Source organism: Psychrobacter sp. 1044, from assembly GCF_904846525.1.
GTDB lineage: Bacteria > Pseudomonadota > Gammaproteobacteria > Pseudomonadales > Moraxellaceae > Psychrobacter.
Map to the genome: position 1 here is coordinate 1 of NZ_CAJHAZ010000061.1, position 649 is coordinate 649.

The following is a 649-nucleotide window of genomic DNA, read 5'->3' on the forward strand; positions in this document are numbered from 1 at the left end:
GTCTTGATCCTTAGTACTGGCTCTCACATAAATACGAACGGTCATAACACCACCTCTATTACTTAGACTTAATAATTAATGTTTATTGATAATAGCCAGATATTACTATCATTTAATAATAGAAACAAGTCTAATGATAGATAGATTATCGTTTAGGGGTTTTATGTTTTATGTTTTATGTTTTATGTTTTATGTTTTATGTTTTATGTTTTATGTTTTAGGTATAGGCTAATGATAGGAAAAAAGCACAGCAACCAGTCCTATAATTCAAAGGTCTGTTATAGATGGTTCCATGTTAACAGTCTGCTTTAAGTGGTCTGTTAATAGGTTTGAAGGGTGAAATAGCTGGTTCCGTTGAGGTATACCCTTTAAAAAGGACAATAGTATGTTAGTTAAGTTGTTTTGGACTGATAGATGGAATAATGGAAATTTATATCCAGAAGGTATAATTTTAGAAAATAGTTCAAATATAAAGGGACTAATTTTCAACCTCTTGAATGATGATGGAGGACTTGGATTGAGCTATCTAGGAAACTGGATAGATGAAGGGCTTAAAGAAATTAAAAAGGTGAAACAAGGGAGCTTGGGCTTTTACGATATGTGGGGGCAATCTTGGGGAGCAGAGGTTAGAAAGGATGAAGTATTAATT

The 649-nt window shown here is 32.7% G+C and carries 1 protein-coding gene; it reads left to right on the forward strand.

All coding sequences use genetic code 11. From position 1 onward, the window contains the following. Positions 1-385 precede the first annotated feature (385 nt). Positions 386-649, forward strand: a 264-nt coding sequence (locus JMX82_RS14190) for a hypothetical protein (protein WP_201541009.1), incomplete at its 3' end; no start/stop codon positions are given.